Raw genomic sequence first — 17028 nt, 5'->3', positions numbered from 1 at the left:
GGCGCTGACGGCCAAGAAACGCCAGCGCGGCCTGAATGCCCGATACCGACATTGTCAGCCCCTTTCCCCGCCCGGCGACACCCCAGCCGGGCGGGCCGCCGCGAAGGCCAGCAGCACGCCCGCGGTGGTGAAGACGCGCCGGTCGTCGGGCACGTCGATGACATCCGTGTTGCCGTCCATCGGGCCGGGCATCTGGTGCGGCCGGGGCGAGATCATGTCCGCACCCGCCGTCCAACTGCCATCGCTGAGCTGTGACCGCAGCAGCCCGGCCAGGATGTCATCGGCGCCGCCATGGTCGCCACCGGCAATGAATATGCGCGCGATCGCCGCGACACAGAAGGGGCTGAGCACCGCCAGATCCTGCGCCGTCGCCCAGGCGACCGCCCGGCCGACCGCAGCCTCCTGGCCATGCAGGGCCAGCGCCTCGGCGGCCAGTGCCGTCGGATAGGCGGGTGTGCGCCACCAATAGGGCGTCCAACTGCCATCCGGAGCCTGACAGTCCAACAGCAGCGGGATCAACTGGTCGGGCAGAAGCAAGGCGCAATTGGCCACGACGCAGGCATGTGTCGCCCGCCACCCGTCATCGGTGACATCGCCTGCCGCGAAACGGATCCGGGTGGCTGTGCCATAGCTCTGGAAGCCGTCACCGGTCACGTGGCTGCGCAGAAACGCGCGGGCCGCAACCGCAACCGGGCTGTCGCCTGCCCCCACCGCCTCCAGCGCCTTGATGATCGAGGCGGTGGTATCGGTATCGACGGGCGCGGTCTCGTTGTGCCCCCAGCCGCCGCCCGCCTGCGGGCGATGGCGCAGCACATCCACGGCCTCACGCGCCGTCGCCAGTGCGCCAGCCTCGCCAGTGGCGGCAAGGGCCAGGGCGGCGACGCCCGTGACCCAGTTGTTGCAGCCGCCATTGACCCGGTTGAAATCGCCCCAGAGCCCGTTCTGCTGGCGGGTCCGCAGCAGGAAAGCCGTCGCATCCGCCATCGCGGCGGCAATGGAGGGGCGCGGACGAATAGCGAGCCCGGCAGGCAGCGCCTCCGGGGCCGGGCGCCCGAAGCCGCGCCGCCAATGATGCTCCGCCGCGATATAGGCCTTCGCCTGACCGCTGCCATCCGCTCCGATCCCGAGTTTCAGATGCGAGACATGGCACCGGACCGCCGGATAGGCATCTTCAGGGCCGCGGATCGTTGGCAGGATCCAGGATGCCGGCCAGGATTGGCCGGCATCGCCGGCGGCGAGGGTCGCCTCAATGTCGGCAAGGGCCGCACGCTTTTCGGCCGTGCACAATCCATGGGCGCACAGATGATCGAGGATGCGGTCCCATCGTCCCGAGGGCAGCGGATGATCGCAGAAGATCTCGAAACCGATCGAGGGTTGTATCCGGCCGTCGACAAGATCGACCCCCACCGCCACACGGTCGGCCCTATCCACCAGCACCGCGACATGATCCTGAAGACGGGCGATGTCGCCCGGCCATCCGATCCGGTCCAGCAGACCCGGCAGCGCGGCCGGCGTGACGTTCTTGTAATTCACCCGCAGCGCATCGCCACGGCCCGACATGACCCCGATATGGCCGATCGAAACCCCATGCTCCGAAACGTCGAACAGACGATCGTGCAGCCCTGCCCCATCTGCACCGCAAAGGCGCGCCAGTGTCCGGCGAAGGACGGTGCGCCGCCGGGTCCGGACCGCCGGATCGTCGAACCGCAGATCACTTGCCAGAAACAACGCCGGCGGCTGTGGCAGCCCGCCATCCGGCGCCATATCCCATTCCAGATAGAGCGGGTCGAACCAGCCCTGCAACCCGTCCTCATCCGCGATCCAGCCGCGCAGAAAATCCGCAAGCGGCGCACCGGCCCACCCGCCGCCTGTCCGTTCAAGATGGCGCAGCAGGATCTGCGGGTCATTGTCGTGGCGGGTGATCATCTGGTGAAGATCGACCGCCGTCTCAGCGGGCCCGAGGCGGATTTCCAGCGCCAGACGCGGCACCGGCGGCAGCAGGGCGGTGACCTCGCGGATCGCCCGGTGCCGCCCGGCCGGCACCAGCACATCTGCCAGCCGGGGCGCCAGCAGATCGAAACAGCCGGCAGGCGTCAGGCCGGGGATGCCTGGCTCAGGCCGCAATGGGCGCACCCTCACGGGCAAGACAGGCGTCGACCGCGGCCGCGGCGGCCCCAAGCGCGTCAAGCCGATCGGGCAGGCCGAAACGATAGACGGCAGCCTGACGCAGCAGCCCGCCCACGACGCGCATGGCCTCTCGCGACGGCAAGGCGGCAAGGGCCAGCGGATCTGGGGTCAGATTGGCAACCAGCCCGCGCAAGGCATCGGCCCCTTTGGCCCTGTCGCAGCGAGGGCTCCCCAGGGCGGGATCGCGGGTGTCCAGCAGCAGCACCGCCCGGATCGGAGCCTCGGATGGCGGCGGCCCGAAGACACCTGCCGGTAGCAGAAACTTGTTGCCGGCCACCCCCGGTATCGACCAGCGGGTCAGAAGCGCCCCCGGATCGAAACCGAGCGCCCGGGCGGTGTCGGCATTGACCCGCGGCACGGTACCACCCGCCGCGGCATGCCAGCATCCGTCGCCATCGATCATGCGCACGAGATCGTCGGCGAGCGGCTGCCAGCCGATCTGATACAGGGCACCGGCGAGGCTCGATTTCCCCGCCCCTTTCCGCCCCATGATCAGAACCGCCGCCCCCTGCTTGACCAGTGCGGCCGCGTGGAACGAGACCAGCCCCATCCGCGACAGAATGGTCCGCATCACCGGCTCGACGAAGAGGTTGTCCCGGTCGTTCCGGTGAAGGTCCGGCAGACTGTCCGACAGCACCCGCCGGCCATCGCCGGAAATCAGGAACCGGCAGATCGGACTGCCATCGACCGCAGCAAAGGCCTGCTCGATCCAGGTCGTGCCATCGCGCTCGATCGCCACGGCAGCACCGGGCAGGGCACCGGTCGTCGACAACCGGAGGACGCGCTGATCACGCCATGAGACATCTGCCGTCGTCATGTCGGGATGCGTTCCATCGTCGCGGATCATGGCGATGCGGAGACCGTGGATCGAGCTGGGCATCTGGCCCCTCACAGGCGGTCGGAGCCGCTACGACACGTAGTTGCCGGCGTCAGTCCCCGAATCCGCAGCATTGTGCGTCAACGCCTCGACCGATCCGTGCTCGCGCAGGATCGACGGCTCGAAGGCTGGCTTAGACGCCTCCGCCTGATTCTCTTCAGTGCCTTGAAAGGACATCCTATATCTCCTCAAATCTTCGGGCTTTTAGTATAATCTAAACAGTCTTTATGGTAAAGCGCACATTGCAAGAGAGCGGATGAAACGCGCCTACGGCGTCCTATATCCCGATTATCTTGATGCTTTTGTTTACAATAACATCATGGCCATCCGCTATACAGGATCTGCGCACAATGCCAACGATCTACCGCTTCAGTTCCGATGTTCTCCAGGTCGACGTCGACTCGGAAACTATGCTGCTCAGCTATGCATCCGGCAAATATTTCGGCCTCACCGGGGCGGTCAGCCGGGTGGCAGACAAGCTCCAGGACGGCGCATCCCTCGACAATATGGCCCGCCACCTTGTTGAATATTACGACGTGACCGAGGCCGCTGCCCGCGACGATCTTGCGCGCATTCTTACAGAGCTGCAGGCGGCCGGCCTCGTCGTCTCGTCGGAGGCTTGATCCGGACGTATCGGATCGCGCGTCGAGGCCGGGTCACTCGTCGAGGCCGGGTCATTCGTCGAGAATATCCTCGCGCTGGTCCTCGTATTCATCCGGGGTGATCGCGCCTTTGTCATAGGCGCCCTTCATATCCGTCAGCGCCTCCCCCTTGGTCCGACCGTCGACCGCGACCGAATCGTCCCCACCGCCGCAGGCCGCAAGACCGGTGGCGAGGCCGATGGCGACCACGGCCGCCGCCAGCACGCGTACCGGGCTGCGTCCGGCGGCGGACATTCCAGAAGATGTGGTATCGGGTTCGCGACGCATAGCGAGGCTCCAGTCTGGTTGGCACATGAACCAGAACTGGGCTGGCGGGGGACCGCGCTCAACCGCTCCACGGTCTTGTCACCCGCTTGGCGCCGCCACGTCACGGACAAGGCGCACCTGCCCCGCAACGGACACGGAACCCACAACACGGGCCCCGAAAATGCCAAAGCCGCCGCTGCAGAAGATCCTTGCGGATCAGGCAGCGACGGCTTCGAAAAAGATGGTGCCCAGGGGCGGATTTGAACCACCGACACGCGGATTTTCAGTCCACTGCTCTACCAACTGAGCTACCTGGGCGTGCCACGCTGCGGTCTTGGCCGCGGCGTGGGTCGGGTTATAGGGCAAAGCCGATCGGCTGTAAAGCGCCGTTTTCAGCGAAAATGAAGATGCCATGGCCGGGGCTGCGGCGCCGCATGCCGCCCGCCACCCTCAGTGCTTCAGACTGTCATCCGACCACAGATCGCTCTCGCCTTCTTCCGCCGGACGTCCCGGCACCACATAGGTGCCGCTGAGCCAGCGATTGAGGTCGACATCGGCGCAACGCTTCGAACAGAACGGCCGATAACGCGCAAGCTCGGCAGCGTCCGACCGGCCACGGCCACAGACCGGACAGGTGCCCTGGCCGGTCCTGACGGCCGCGTTGCCGGATGCGGGTTTCGAGGGTGTATCGCTCATGGTCTCTCAACTCCTCTGGGCCGGGCGCCCGATGGGCATGGCCGGTACAGCGGACAGGGGAGGATGGGATGTGCCATCTCGGAGGCTATGGGTCAAGTCGGGGCCGGGTCTGCACGCCGGCTCAGTCGCGCTCCGCCAGATCGAAGGCGTCACGGGCCATCGACGGATCGGCACGGACCTCGACCACGGCATCGGTCAGCTCCGACACCGCCTCGACCATGCCGACACGGCTGTCGGTCAACAGGGCGGCGACATCGGGCGATGCCATCACGGTCAGGGCGCGTGCGGCGACACGGCCGGGCCGTGGGCGCAGCAACAGCCGGCGGGCGGCGCGCATCACCTCATAAGCCACGGTCTCGGCCGATTTCACCCGGCCGGTGCCGCCGCAGGTGTCGCAATCTTCGGTCAGCACTTGTGACAGGCTCTCGCGGCCGCGCTTGCGGGTCATCTGCACCAGACCCAGTTCCGACATCGGCAGAACCGTGGTCGAGGCCCGATCGGCCACCAGCGCCCCGCGGAAGGCGTCATAGAGCTTCTGGCGGTTCTCCGCCCGCTCCATGTCGATGAAATCGACCACGATCAACCCGCCCAGATTGCGCAGCCGCAATTGATGGGCGATGACCTCGGCGGCTTCGAGATTGGTGTGCATCACCGTCGCTTCCTGGTCGGCCTCGCCGACGAAACGTCCGGTGTTCACGTCGACCGCGGTCAGTGCCTCGGTCTGGTCGATGACGACGAACCCGCCCGACGGCAGCCGCACACGCGGCTGCAGCGCCTCGGCGATCACGTCCTCGACCCCGAAACTGTCGAACAGTCCTTCCGGACGGTCCCACAGCCGGATGCGGTCGACCAGATGCGGCATGAAGCGTCGGGCGAAGGCCAGGGCCCGTTCATAGGCCACCGGCTCGTCGATCAGCATTTCGGCCACGCCTTCCTGCGCCTGATCGCGCAGCGACCGCAGCAGCGGGTCAAGGTCGACATGCAGCGGCCGCGGGCCGCCGCCACGCGCGGCGCCGGCTTCCAGATCGGCCCACAGCGTCCGCAGATAGGCGGCATCTGCCTCAAGCTCAGCGGCAGACGCGCCCTCGGCCGCCGTGCGGACGATGAAACCGCCCTCGCCAGCATCGGTCAGCGGCTGGACGATCTCGTGCAGGCGCTCGCGCTCGACCTCGCTGTCGATCCGCCGCGACACCCCGACACCGCCTTGAAAGGGCGTGAACACCAGGTGCCGGCCGGGCAGGCTGATATTGGCGGTCAGCCGGGCACCCTTGCCCTTCACCGCGTCCTTGGTGACCTGAACCATGATCTGGTCGCCATCGGCGACACAGTCACCGATCATCAGCCGGCGCGACCGCTGCGTCTGCAACGGCGTCGCCGGCCGCACCTCGACCTCGGCATCGGTCTCGTCGGGCTCCACCGCCGCGGTCACGGCGGCAGCGGCCGCGGCGAGTGCGGCGGCATTGGCCGCCGCCGCGTCCGATGCCTCGCGCGACAACCGGTCGGCCGCTGCACGGGCCCGCGGCAGAACCCGCGCGTCATCGGCGTGCAGAAAGGCGTTGCGGCCCAGGCCGACGCTGACGAAGGCCGCCTGCATGCCGGGCAGAACCCGCGACACCTTGCCCAGATAGATGTTGCCGACCGCGCTGCGATGGGCCAGACGCTCGATCTGCACGTCGACCACCCGGTCGCCCTCGATCAGGGCCACCCGGGTCTCGTGTTCGGCCTGGTCGATCAGCAGCCGGTTGGTCATCAGGCATCTCCGGCAGCGTTGAAGACATCGATCCCGGATGCCGCCAGCAGCGACGCGGTCTCGACCAAGGGCAGGCCCACGACATTGCTGTACGAGCCGGCAATGAACGGTATCAAGGCGGCGGCCAGGCCCTGGATGGCATATCCACCGGCCTTGCCCTGCCATTCGCCGTGCGCGAGATAGGTTTCGCGCTCGGACAGGGACAGGCGTTTGAAGCCGACCTGGGTCATCACCACCCGCGCGCGCGCCTTGCCCGCGCCATCGATGACGCACACCCCACCATAGACACGGTGACGGCGACCGGACAGCAGATCAAGGAAACGCCGCGCCTCGGCAATATCGGATGGCTTGCCCAGCGCCCGGATGCCGACGGCCACAACGGTATCGGCTGCCAGCACAACGGCCTCCCGGCCATGCAGGCGGCCGTCCGGTTCTGCCATCAGCACGCCACGGGCAGCCTCCGCTTTCGCGATGGCCAGCCGCAATGCCAGTTCGCGGGGCGATTCGTCGCGCCGCCGGCTTTCATCGATGTCGGCGGCCTGAACCAGATCGGGCGTGATGCCGATCTGTCCCAGCAGGTCGAGCCGCCGCGGCGACGCGGAGGCCAGGACCAGGGCCGGCGCAGACACCGGACGCCTCACTTGAAGCGGTAGGTGATACGTCCCTTGCTCAGGTCGTACGGGGTCATCTCGACCGTCACCCGGTCGCCGGCCAGAACGCGGATCCGGTTCTTGCGCATCTTGCCCGAGGTATGGGCGAGGATCTCGTGCTCGTTGTCGAGCTTCACACGAAACATCGCATTGGGCAGAAGTTCGGTGACGGTGCCCTGAAATTCGATGACGTCTTCTTTTGCCATGTGGCCTGCTGCTTCCTGTAGACTTCGGGAGAGTGGGGAACCTGGAGTGATAAGCCATGCGCACGCGCCGCCTGCAGCAGACGCCGCGGCGACGCGTGGAAACTTGTTCGATCGCCACAGGCGGTGAACGCCCGCGGAATTGAGCGGCGAATTATCCGCCGATGGCATCACAGACGCAACCCTTATCCACCCATGGCGACCCCAGACACGAAGAAGCCGGCCCAGACACGAAGAAGCCGGCAGGGTCGTTCGGCTCTGCCGGCTGCAGGGATGCCATCCCGCTGGCGGCGGTCAGCCACCTCGCTGGTGGTGGTCAGCCAATTCGCTGGCGGTGGTTATACCTTGCGGCCGGTGATCAGGCTGCGCCAGCCAACGCCGTGGCTGACCTGAACATCGGCAAAGCCCGCCTGCTCCATCAGCGACCGCATCTCGGCCACCGAGTAGCAGCGTCCTTCATACAGATACATCATCAAAATCGAGTATTCGGCGACCGGGGCCGGCCCGGCCTTGTCATCGTCGAGATGCGCGCTATAGACCGCCACCTGCCCGCCGGCATTGAGCGCCGCATGGGATTTCCGCAACAGAACCGCCCCGCTTTCCAGCGTCCAGTCGTGCAGGATGTGGCTGTAGAGATGGGTATCGAAGCCTTCAGGCAGCGGGTCGGCGAACATATCGGCGCCGACCACGTCGATCCTGTCGCTCTGGCCGCGCCTGTCGATATGCCAGCGCGCGACATCATCGACCGGCGGGCGTTCCAGCACAGTGACCGCGACATCGCGGTTCGCGGTAACGATGGCACTGGAATAGATGCCCGAGCCGCCGGCGACATCCAGCAGCCGCGCCCCCGGCTTGCGCAGCATCCGCGCCAGATCGGGCGCCAGCACCGCACCGCGGCTGTCCATGCCGGCGGTATAGAACTGAGCGAAATCGGGCCGGCGCATCAATGCCGTCCACTCCTCCTTTGCATCGCTGTCCGATTTGCCTGCATGTTTGGCCTCCCAGGTCTTGGAATGGCCGCTCCGCAGGACGTAGAGCAGGTCATGCACGCCAGGGCGCTCCTTCAGCGATGCATAATACGGCCTGAGATCGTTCGCCGCGCCGGCGACCAGATGATCAAGGGCAAGATCGCTTGGCCGCAGCCCCTGCTCGTCCTCGACCAGCAGCCCCCACGACAGCAGCAGCGTGAACATGGTGTCTGCCGGGCGTGCATGGATGTTGAGCGCCGCGCAGACCGCCTCGCGACGCCCGGGAGACGCCACCAGGTGATCGAACAAGCCCAGCCACGCCGTTGCGGCAACGAACATATCGATCGCGAATGCGGACTCGCGCAACCGCAGCATATCGTCGGTATTGGATACGACCTTCTCCGGCGAGGTGATAAGCATCGCGGAAATCCCCTAAGATATCAGTGATGTGCGGGCTCAGTTGGCGACGGAGGCGCCGCGCAGGATCGACGTCAGGACCGTGGCGGTCGCCTGCGGCGCCTCGACCGCGAAGGTGTGGCCGCAGTCGATGCGATGGACCCGCGCGTCGATCGACGCGGCATAGGCCATCGCGGCCTCGGCCGGGATCAGGCTGTCATGCGTCGGCACGATCATGTCCACCGGGCATGGCATCGCGCCTCCCGCCTCGGCGCGGCCGATCTGCGCGCGGGCAAGCCGCGCCAGACATTCGGGTCGCCGGCCGTAATACTGGCGATAGCGAAGCGACATCACATCAAGGATCCGGGGGTTGTTCTCGATGAAGCCGGGCGAGAACATGTGAAAGGCGATCACGCGCACCAGCATGTCGACGTCGCCGGTGTCGCCCACCCTCGCGAGATTGTTGAACCATTGCCGCCAATAGGACTGGAACCCCGGCGTCGACACCGCCCCCAGCACGATGTGGCGTGGCGACAGCCGGCCACGACAGACCAGCGACCGGATAATATCGGCACCGGCGGAGAACCCGACCAGCGTCGCGGCGGTGATGTCGATGGCGAGTTCGTCGATCAACTCGGCGATCACCCTGCAGTAATCGTCGAAGGTCACGATGTCGGTGGCGCTGTCGCTCAGACCCTGATTGACCATGTCGAAGCCAACCGACATCACGGTCGATGGAAGCAGACGCTGGACGCCCTGCCACGCGTCGATACTCTGGAACAACCCGTTGACGAAAATCATCGGCGGCCCGTCGCCCGAGATTTCGACATGCATGCCGCGCCGACTGCGCAACCGGGCGACAGGCGGCGCCACGGGTTCAGGGCGATAACGGGTGACAATCGTCATGACGCATCCCCGATGGCCTGAATGATCCGTCGGGCATCGCCCTCGAAGCGGCGGTCCAGGGCATGCAGCCAGCGCTCCAGCCCGAAGGCGACACAGCCGGTGCTCGCGACCGTGCCGTTGAGGGTGATGCCGCAGCGTTCGCCGAAGAAGTTCCGGTGATAGTTCAGCGAGGCGATGGCAAGCGTGCCATCGAAGACGAATTCCTCCTTGGTGGGAAACAGACCCGCGGCAAGCGCGCGATCGCTCGACCGGTCGAAGAACGGGTCGGTCGCGACCTCGATCTTCAGATCCAGCCCCAGCACCTGCCCCAGCCCCAGGATGCGCTGGCGGAAATGGCCCAGATGGGTGGTGATGCCGGCGGGCAGGCCGATGCGGACGATTTCGCGCATGGTGAAACCGCGTAGCCGTTCCAGCCCCTTGTAATGGGCCTCGTTCCTGAAGCATTGGGCGACCGTCGTTACCACGCGCTCCTGGCCGAGATCCTGCCCACGCGCATGGAGATAGACGTTGTAGCAGGCGGCAGGCGGCAGCGCGAAAGCCGCATCATCCAGGTCCGCCGCAGGAATCCGGTCGGCCGTCGCCGCCGGGTCGTTGTCGGAATAAGCCGTCCAGCGCCGTTCCGACACCGTGCAGGCACAGAGCCCCAGATGTGGAAAGTTGTGGAAATAATCGAACCGCGCCAGATCCTGCAAGGGCAGCAGATAGGGAAACCGCATCTGCTCGGCACCGACCTCGCCGGCGCGATCCAGGATCCAGCGGTCCAGGGCCTGTTGAACGGCCATGCCCTCGGCACTGAGGACCGCGAAGCCGTCGACCGCCTGGAACAAAGGCGATGTATCCATCACGCGACTTCCCCCAGAACGCCGTCGCTGATCCGACGGATGGTGCGCATGTTCTCGATATCGATCTTCGCGATGTCGATCTCCCGCTCCACCAGCTCTTCAAGAAAAGCCACGAAGTTCATGATCGACAGGCTGTCGAGAATCCGGCTTTCGATGATGTCGGTATCCAGATCGACGGGGCCGGGATCGCCGCCATGGCGCCGGCGGTAATTTTCGACGATCCAGTCCGAAATGGCGCGCTGCCAGGTCTCTGTTGTGGTCACAGCACGACCTCCCCCTCACCGAGAATGGTCTGGTCGCGCAGAAACCCGATAGCGCGACCAAGCATCTTGTTGTGATGAGCGCGACGGGCCGGATGCTGGCGCAGCAGGTTGCGCATCCTGAACGGCTCAGGGCAGCCCGCATCCCGATAGACCTCGGCGCGGTACAGCACATCGATGCTGCGCGCCATATAGCCCCGGATATGGGCATCCAGCCGGGCGCGCGCGGCGTCCGGGTCGGGCGCCGCCGACATCAGCCTCTGATGAAGAAGCACCACCATCCGCCGGCCGAAGGCGACATGCCGGCTTTCATCCAGATGGTGCAGCCAGTTCACCTGCCGGATGATCGGGGGCACCACATCGCTGCGGCCGACCCTCATATTGATGTATTCAACAATTTCCTCAAAGATCAATATGTTGACGAAGACGACAAGATCACGTTCCTCTGGCGTCGCCTCGTCACCCTCGAACATCTTTATTTCGGGAATTCGATAGATTTTCCCAGCATAGTCTTTGCATATTTTCGCAAAGAACCACATATGCTCGTTTTCTTCACCAAGAAAATGATGTAGGAAGTCGTCAGAAAACTGAAACTCGGGGGTGTCTACGCGAAGGGCGACCTCGACGAGTGCCTCCCGGATACCGTGGATATTCAGACTGTAAAAATTGACAGATTCCCACTTCGATATCTCGATCAGAGTCTGCTCTGAAAATGTCTCCATATATTCCGTGTCATAAATGGTCAACAGTGCGGCATCCATCCACATTTTCCCGGGATCGATAACCTGCGGCCATTCTATTGTCGTGTACGGATTCCAGTAATTGTTAACAGATCGTTTAGATAGACGGTCTATGACATCATCCGCGGCGATCATGGAATTCCCTCCACCCATTTTTTAATCAAGCCGGTTGCCCGGCCTTTTCGTTTTTCAGAAAAACTAAAGCACACTTATGAGCAATCTGAAACTCTATTTAGTAACTAATGGTTGATTTTTGCTGACAAGGGCGCCGAGCAGAAGCGCCACCGCCGATGCCGCCAGCCCGATCGACAACCGGCCGGTCGCATCGGCGAGCCACCCGGCCACCACCGGCCCCAGCGTCTGACCGAAGGCGAACAGCAGGGTGAAAACGGCGATGGCCCTCCCCCATGCCTCCTGGGGCAGCGACTGGCGGAGAAAGGCCGTCGCCGCCGCCGGCGTGATGAAGAAGGCGCTGCCGAACAACGCCGCCGACAGCAGCATCACCGGCAACGAGGTGTCGATCAAAGGCAGGGACGCGCCCACGGCGACCACCAGAACCGTAGCCGCCATCGGTGTTCCGCCCGACCAGCCGGCAAGCGCGCGGCGCCAGATGCGGTGCGAGACGGCCGTCACCACGCCCAGCACCACCCACACCAGCGCAACGCTGCCGGCCGAGGCGCCGGCTTCGGACATATGGGCGATGATGAACGTCATGTAACCGATATAGCCGAAGGCGAACAGGACATAGCCGGCCGCCAGCCAGGCGAATGGGCGGACCGACCAGGGCGCGCGCATCACCGGCCGCGGCGGCAGCGCAATGGCCCGCGCCGCCGCCCAGGTGCCGAGGCAGGCCGCACAGGACAACAGGCCCAGAACGATCCAGGCGGTATCCCAGGCACCATTGCCCTGGCTGGCGAACAGCCAGGGCAGCACGCCGCCCGACACGGCGATCCCCAGACCGCCCCCCGAAAAATAGACCGCGATCGCGGCCGACGCCCGCTGCCCGTCGCCATCGCCGATCCTGGCCGCCAGCGCTCCGCCCGAAATGAATACGAACGCGCCGCCCACCCCTGCCACGGCACGCAGACCCAGAAGCGTCGGGTAATGGCTGGTCATGCCCGACAGCACCAGGGCAAGCGCCGACATCACCATGCCGGTATTCAACAATGTCCGTGCCCCGGCCCGGTCGATCGCCCGCAGCGTGACAAAGGCTCCCAGCAGATATCCGATGGCATTGGTGGTATTGACCCAGCCGGCCTGGGTATAGCTCCAGCTCAGATCGCTGCGCATCGCGGGCAGGATCAGGGCGAAGGCGAAGCGCGCCAGACCATTGGATGCGGCCGGACCAAGCGACAGGCCCAGTGCCAGAAGATAGTCCCGCCGCAGGGACACCGGAGCGTCGCCACCGGCGGCGGCCGGCCATGATCTCTGAAGCCGCGCCGCCGTATCGCCAGCCCGATGCCTGCCCTGTTCCATCAACCCGATCCCCCTCGCCACAGATGCGCACCGCGCCTGCTCAGGCTCACACCTGCCATGCCACGCGACCATCGAATTTATCTATGATTGAATGGCACGAATTCTGAACCTGGTGAACGGATCGCCCGACATGCTGCCATCGACCAAGGCCCTTCGCGCGGTGGAAGCGGCCGCCCGTCGACGCAGCTTCACCGGCGCCGCCCACGAGCTGGGCCTGACCCATGGGGCGGTCGCGCAACAGATCAGGGGGCTGGAGGCCAGCCTCGGCTGCCAGTTGTTCGTGCGCCACGGTCACGAGATGATCCCGACACCGGCATGCAGCGATCTGGCGGTGACGCTGCGCAACGCGCTGGCTATGATCGAGGCGGCGATATCCCGCACGGCACATGTGCCGATCGTCGGCCTGCTGACCGTCAGCACCCTGCCCGCCTTCGCGACCCGCTGGCTGATCCCGCGCCTGCCGCGGTTCAGCGCGCTTTATCCGGCGATCGACGTTTCCTTGCGGGCAACCCAGGCGCTGGAAGAACCGGGGCAGGCCGATGTGATGGCGTCGATCCGCTATGGCGCCGGGCTATGGCCGAAGCTGACCGCACATCGCCTGTTCGGCGAAACCGTGTTTCCGGTTTGCGCACCGGAGCTTCGCGACCGGTATTCGCCGGCAGCCCCGTCGGACCTGGTCGACATGCCGCTGCTGCGTTACCCCCGCCAGCCATGGGCACCCTGGTTTCAGGCCGCCGACCTGGATCTGCCCGAACCGACACGCGGCCCGATCTATTCCGAGATGCTGCTGCTGCTGGAAGCGGCCGCCGCCGGCCATGGCGTTGCCCTTGCCCGCGAACATCTGGTGGCCGGCGACCTGCGGACCGGCCGCCTGGTCAGGCTGTTCGACATCGCCGTCCACGACCCGTTCGCCTATCACCTGGTCTGGCGACCAGCCGATCAGGCGGCACCGCAATTGAGCGCCTTCGTGACCTGGATCACGGCCGAAGCCGAGGATTACATCCGCGCCGGCATCATGCACAGGCAGGTGCCATCGACGCCGCCACCTGCACCAGACGCCATCTGATCCGCGGTCGCGGCACGCATCCCCCCGTCAGAGCGCCATCGAGCCCATCGGCGGAAACCGCTGGCGGATGCGGCGCATCAACTGGTCGCGGACCTCGCGGAACGCGTCGAGCTGCTGATCGCGGCTGCCCTCGGCGATCGACGGGTCGAAGGTCGGCCAGTATTCGACGTCGCACGCCATGTCGCGCGTCAGCTCGACCGCCTTGTGCTGCGCCTCGGGCGACAGCGACACGATCAGGTCATAAGACCCGTCTTCCAGATCGTCGAAGGTTTTCGGCCGGTGTTTCGACAGATCGACGCCCAGTTCTTCGGCCACCGCGACCGCGAACGGGTCGACGGGCGCACGCCTGACGCCGACGCTGTCGACGAAGATCCGCCTGCCATGCAGCAGTTTCAGCATGCCCTCGGCCATTGGCGAGCGAATCGAGTTGAGCGTGCAGCAGAACAGCACGCTCGACGGCATCCGCAGTCTCGGCCGCCCGGTTACGTCTGCGATCATTGCCGGATATGCAGCACGCAAAGCAGCGTGAACAGGCGGCGCGCAGTGTCGAGATCCAGTTCGACCTTGCCCTCCAGCCGATCCTTCAGCAGTTCGGAGCCTTCGTTGTGAATCCCGCGCCGGCCCATGTCGATCGCCTCGATCTGCGACGGGCTCTGCGACTTGATCGCGGAAAAATAGCTTTCGCAGATCATGAAATAATCTTTCACGATCCCGCGGAATGGTGCGATCGGCAGCGTGACGCGGGTCAGCATCCGGCCGGTTTCATCGCTAATGTCGAAATACAGCCGGTTGTCCTGAATGCTCAGCAGCAGATCGAACGGCCCGTCCGACGAAACCCCCAGCGGCGCGAAATGGTTCTGCTCCAGCAGATCGAAAATCGCCACCTTGCGCTCATGTTCGACCTGCGGCCCCAGTGCGACCACGCTGCCCTGATCGAGCTTGAGGCTGGCGATCCGCGGATGGGCGGGGCGGCGCTCCGCATCGGAGGGTTGCGGCTCGTGACTATCGGCCATTATGGAGCGGCTCCTCGGATCGACGGGTGACCGGCAGAAAGATGCCGGTCCTGCTTCGGTCTGCCTGGTGCCCGGCCGGATCAGTCGCCGGACACATCCAGACGGATGGCAACCGACAGGGCATGCGCCCCCAAGCCTTCCGCTTCGGCCAGGCTGATCGCATGGCCGCCAATCACCCGCAGCGAATTCTCATCGCAGGCGATCAGTGAACTGCGCTTCATGAAGTCGAGCACCGACAGGCCCGAAGAGTACCGCGCGCTGCGTGCGGTGGGAAGCACGTGGTTCGGCCCCGCGACATAGTCACCGATCGCCTCGGGCGTATACCGCCCCAGGAAAATCGCGCCGGCATTGCTGACCCGGGCCGCCAGGGCATCGGGGTCGGCAACCGCCAGTTCCAGATGTTCAGGCGCAATGCTGTCGATCAGCGGCGCGGTCTGCATCAGGTCGTCGGTGACGATGATCGCGCCGTTCTCGCTCCAGCTCTGCCTGGCGATGGCGCCCCGCGGCAGGCGGCTCAGCAGCTCGTCGACCGCCGCGGCGACGCGGTCGGCATAGGCCGCGTCATCGGTGATCAGGATCGACTGGGCGGCGCTGTCATGTTCGGCCTGCGACATCAGATCGGCCGCAATCCAGCGCGGATCGTTATGGGCATCGGCCACCACCAGAATCTCCGACGGCCCCGCAATCATGTCGATGCCGACCGTGCCGAAGACCTGACGCTTGGCCGCCGCCACATAGGCGTTGCCCGGCCCGACGATCTTGTCGACCGGGGCCACGGTCTCGGTGCCATAGGCCAGCGCCGCGATCGCCTGGGCGCCGCCGATCCGATAGATTTCGTCGACACCGCAGATCCGCGCCGCCGCCAGCACCAGCGGGTTCAACACGCCGCCAGGCGTCGGCACGACCATGGCGATGCGCTTCACACCCGCCACCCGCGCCGGAACGGCGTTCATCAGCACCGATGACGGATAGGCCGCCTGGCCGCCGGGGACATAGATGCCCGCCGCCGCGACCGGCCGCCAGCGCGCGCCCAGCCGGACACCGGTATCGTCGGTATAATCCATATCCTGCGGCACCAGCCGGGCATGGTAGGCGCGGATCCGGTCGGCCGCCACCTCCAGGCTGTCGATCAGATGGCGCGGGCAACTGGCCACAGCCGCATCCACCTCGTCGGCACCGATGGTGAGACCGTCGGCACCGATGGTCATGTGATCGAAGCGGGCGGTGTAGTCGATCACCGCCGCGTCGCCGCGCAGCCGCACATCGTCCAGGATCGCCCGGACGGCATCGTTCACCTCGTCGGTGGTCTCGCGCTTCATGCCCAGCAGGGCCTGGAAGGCGTGGGGGAATGACGGGTCGTTGACGTCAAGCCGCTGCGGCATTGCTCACCACCTCGCGAAAACGGTCGATCCAGCCGCCGATCGTCTGCGGCCGGGTTTTCAGGGCCGCACGGTTGACGACCAGATACGACGTCACCTCGGCCACCGTCTCCACCTCGACCAGACCATTGGCCTTCAAGGTGGAACCGGTCGAGACCAGATCGACGATCCGGCGGCACAGGCCCAGCTTCGGCGCCAGTTCGATGGCGCCGTTCAGCTTGATGCATTCGGCCTGCACGCCGCGCGCCGCGAAATAAGCCCGGGTGACGTGCGGATATTTGGTTGCGACGCGGACATGGCTCCAGCGGCGCGGATCGTCGCCATGGGCCAGATCGGCCGGCTCGGCCACGGCGATATGGCAGCGGCCGATATTCAGATCCAGCGGCGCGTACAGCTCGGCATAGTCGAATTCCATGATCACGTCGCGGCCGCAGACGCCGATCTCGGCGGCACCGAACGCCACGAAGGTGGCCACGTCGAAGCTGCGCACCCGCACCAGCCGCACCCCCGGCTGGTTGGTCTCGAATTCCAGCTTGCGCGAGGCATCGTCGAAGAAGTCGGGCTCGGGCACAAGCCCGGCCTCGGCCATCAGCGGCAGCACTTCCTTCAGGATCCGCCCCTTGGGCAGCGCGATCGTCAGGCCGCGGCGGGGAGAGGTTGCGGGGCTCATCGGCTCTGGTTTCCTTGGATGCTGTCCGGCAGGGGTCGGCC

General features: G+C 65.7%; 20 protein-coding genes and 1 tRNA gene. 2 read left to right on the top strand and 19 right to left on the bottom strand.

Annotated elements, in window-relative coordinates; genetic code table 11:
- Positions 1-54: 54 nt before the first annotated feature.
- The 3 genes from WG924_RS18235 to WG924_RS18225 are packed head-to-tail and all read right to left on the bottom strand — an operon-like array spanning position 55 to position 3241.
- Positions 55-2124, bottom strand: coding sequence for a hypothetical protein (locus WG924_RS18235; protein ID WP_345934521.1), 2070 nt, complete (start codon positions 2122-2124; stop codon positions 55-57).
- Entirely contained in the window at positions 2114-3067 is a 954-nt protein-coding gene (locus WG924_RS18230; protein WP_345934520.1) for a hypothetical protein, read from the bottom strand. Before WG924_RS18230 ends, WG924_RS18235 begins: the two co-directional genes overlap by 11 nt.
- Before the next feature lie 27 nt (positions 3068-3094).
- A complete protein-coding gene (locus WG924_RS18225) occupies positions 3095-3241 on the bottom strand; it encodes a hypothetical protein (protein ID WP_345934519.1) in 147 nt (48 codons plus the stop codon).
- 173 nt (positions 3242-3414) lie between these two features.
- Here WG924_RS18225 and WG924_RS18220 point away from each other — a divergent pair, with 173 nt between their 5' ends.
- Positions 3415-3687 (top strand): PqqD family protein, encoded by a 273-nt coding sequence (locus WG924_RS18220; protein WP_345934518.1) that lies wholly within the window; start codon positions 3415-3417, stop codon positions 3685-3687.
- A gap of 51 nt (positions 3688-3738) precedes the next feature.
- Here WG924_RS18220 and WG924_RS18215 read toward each other — a convergent pair whose 3' ends face one another.
- The 12 genes from WG924_RS18215 to WG924_RS18160 form a co-directional block, all read right to left on the bottom strand.
- Positions 3739-3993, bottom strand: coding sequence for an SHOCT domain-containing protein (locus WG924_RS18215; protein ID WP_345934517.1), 255 nt, complete (start codon positions 3991-3993; stop codon positions 3739-3741).
- A gap of 221 nt (positions 3994-4214) precedes the next feature.
- Positions 4215-4290: transfer RNA gene (locus WG924_RS18210), tRNA-Phe, on the bottom strand.
- A gap of 132 nt (positions 4291-4422) precedes the next feature.
- A complete protein-coding gene (locus WG924_RS18205; protein WP_345934516.1) occupies positions 4423-4668 on the bottom strand; it encodes a DNA gyrase inhibitor YacG in 246 nt (81 codons plus the stop codon).
- Positions 4669-4789: 121 nt separating this feature from the next.
- A complete protein-coding gene (locus WG924_RS18200; RefSeq protein ID WP_345934515.1) occupies positions 4790-6418 on the bottom strand; it encodes an Rne/Rng family ribonuclease in 1629 nt (542 codons plus the stop codon).
- Complete coding sequence (locus WG924_RS18195; protein WP_345934514.1) at positions 6418-7047, bottom strand: Maf family protein; 630 nt, start codon at positions 7045-7047, stop codon at positions 6418-6420. The genes WG924_RS18200 and WG924_RS18195 overlap by 1 nt, the downstream gene beginning before the upstream one ends.
- Positions 7048-7055: 8 nt before the next feature.
- The gene (gene infA / locus WG924_RS18190; RefSeq protein WP_188580682.1) at positions 7056-7274 is read right to left on the bottom strand and encodes a translation initiation factor IF-1; all 219 of its coding nucleotides are present in this window, start codon (positions 7272-7274) and stop codon (positions 7056-7058) included.
- Positions 7275-7609: 335 nt separating this feature from the next.
- Positions 7610-8659, bottom strand: a complete 1050-nt coding sequence (locus WG924_RS18185) for a methyltransferase (protein WP_345934513.1) — start codon at positions 8657-8659, stop codon at positions 7610-7612.
- 36 nt (positions 8660-8695) lie between these two features.
- Positions 8696-9541: an alpha/beta fold hydrolase gene (locus WG924_RS18180; protein ID WP_345934512.1), complete on the bottom strand. Its 846-nt coding sequence runs from the start codon at positions 9539-9541 to the stop codon at positions 8696-8698.
- On the bottom strand, positions 9538-10383 hold the full coding sequence (locus tag WG924_RS18175; RefSeq protein WP_345934511.1) for a class-II aminoacyl-tRNA synthetase family protein: 846 nt from the start codon (positions 10381-10383) through the stop codon (positions 9538-9540). The genes WG924_RS18180 and WG924_RS18175 overlap by 4 nt, the downstream gene beginning before the upstream one ends.
- Positions 10383-10646: an acyl carrier protein gene (locus WG924_RS18170; protein WP_345934510.1), complete on the bottom strand. Its 264-nt coding sequence runs from the start codon at positions 10644-10646 to the stop codon at positions 10383-10385. Before WG924_RS18170 ends, WG924_RS18175 begins: the two co-directional genes overlap by 1 nt.
- Positions 10643-11518: a diiron oxygenase gene (locus WG924_RS18165; RefSeq protein ID WP_345934509.1), complete on the bottom strand. Its 876-nt coding sequence runs from the start codon at positions 11516-11518 to the stop codon at positions 10643-10645. The genes WG924_RS18170 and WG924_RS18165 overlap by 4 nt, the downstream gene beginning before the upstream one ends.
- Positions 11519-11611: 93 nt before the next feature.
- On the bottom strand, positions 11612-12859 hold the full coding sequence (locus WG924_RS18160) for a YbfB/YjiJ family MFS transporter (protein WP_345934508.1): 1248 nt from the start codon (positions 12857-12859) through the stop codon (positions 11612-11614).
- A gap of 91 nt (positions 12860-12950) precedes the next feature.
- On the opposite strand from WG924_RS18160, the gene WG924_RS18155 reads away from it, so the two are divergent.
- Positions 12951-13925, top strand: coding sequence for a LysR substrate-binding domain-containing protein (locus WG924_RS18155; RefSeq protein WP_345934507.1), 975 nt, complete (start codon positions 12951-12953; stop codon positions 13923-13925).
- A 27-nt stretch (positions 13926-13952) separates the two neighbouring features.
- Here WG924_RS18155 and WG924_RS18150 read toward each other — a convergent pair whose 3' ends face one another.
- The 4 genes from WG924_RS18150 to hisG all read right to left on the bottom strand — a co-directional run bounded on the left by WG924_RS18150 (position 13953) and on the right by hisG (position 16987).
- On the bottom strand, positions 13953-14387 hold the full coding sequence (locus WG924_RS18150; RefSeq protein ID WP_188580664.1) for an arsenate-mycothiol transferase ArsC: 435 nt from the start codon (positions 14385-14387) through the stop codon (positions 13953-13955).
- Positions 14388-14419: 32 nt separating this feature from the next.
- Entirely contained in the window at positions 14420-14938 is a 519-nt protein-coding gene (locus WG924_RS18145) for a UPF0262 family protein (RefSeq protein WP_345934506.1), read from the bottom strand.
- A gap of 80 nt (positions 14939-15018) precedes the next feature.
- Entirely contained in the window at positions 15019-16320 is a 1302-nt protein-coding gene (gene hisD, locus WG924_RS18140) for a histidinol dehydrogenase (RefSeq protein ID WP_345934505.1), read from the bottom strand.
- Positions 16304-16987, bottom strand: coding sequence for an ATP phosphoribosyltransferase (gene hisG / locus WG924_RS18135; RefSeq protein WP_345934504.1), 684 nt, complete (start codon positions 16985-16987; stop codon positions 16304-16306). Before hisG ends, hisD begins: the two co-directional genes overlap by 17 nt.
- Positions 16988-17028 lie beyond the last annotated feature (41 nt).

This window comes from Tistrella arctica (assembly GCF_039630945.1).
In the GTDB taxonomy this organism is placed as follows: domain Bacteria; phylum Pseudomonadota; class Alphaproteobacteria; order Tistrellales; family Tistrellaceae; genus Tistrella; species Tistrella bauzanensis.
Note: the sequence above shows the minus strand (reverse complement) of the source record. Positions and strands in the feature narration are given on the sequence as shown.